Origin of the sequence: Aquidulcibacter paucihalophilus, assembly GCF_002105465.1 — a bacterium.
Classification (GTDB): domain Bacteria; phylum Pseudomonadota; class Alphaproteobacteria; order Caulobacterales; family Aquidulcibacteraceae; genus Aquidulcibacter; species Aquidulcibacter paucihalophilus.
Map to the genome: position 1 here is coordinate 1 of NZ_NCSQ01000087.1, position 562 is coordinate 562.

Below are 562 nucleotides of genomic sequence, written 5' to 3' on the forward strand. Positions count from 1 at the left end.
CATGAATGGCAACTGGAATACGGTTCCAGATGCGGGCGGGTGCCGATATCTTGTCTTCCAGCGCTTCAGGCCCACCTTCAAGAAAGCGGTCATACCAGCGGTAAAACGTCCGCCGGGCTATGCCCAATTTATCCAGCGTCTGTTTGGCAGATAGATGCGATTGTTCGACCAGCCTGATGATCTCAAGCTTTTCAGATGCTGGGTACCTCATGCGTCTTCGTCCCCATCTCCGATCATGCTTTTTTTGAGCAGGCGGTTCTCAAGGGTCAGATCAGCCACGCATTCCTTCAGAGCACGTGCTTCACGGCGCAGGTCTTGAACTTCGCCCGTGTTGGCAGCCCGCGCAGTATCCCCAGCCAGACGCCTCTTGCCTGCTTCCATGAATTCCTTCGACCACGTGTAATACAAGCTCTGGGCAATGCCCTCTTTGCGGCAAAGCTCAGCAATGCTGTCCTCCCCGCGAAGACCATCCAGCACAATCCTGATCTTGTCTTCAGCTGAAAAATGGCGGCGCGTAGCTCGCCGGATATCCTTGATAATACGCTCGGCCGGCGCTTTGCCT

At 55.2% G+C, this 562-nt stretch carries 1 pseudogene; it reads right to left on the reverse strand.

Annotation, left to right across the window (positions count from 1 at the left end):
* A pseudogene (locus B7364_RS17700) lies at positions 1-562 on the reverse strand (helix-turn-helix domain-containing protein); the annotation flags it as partial.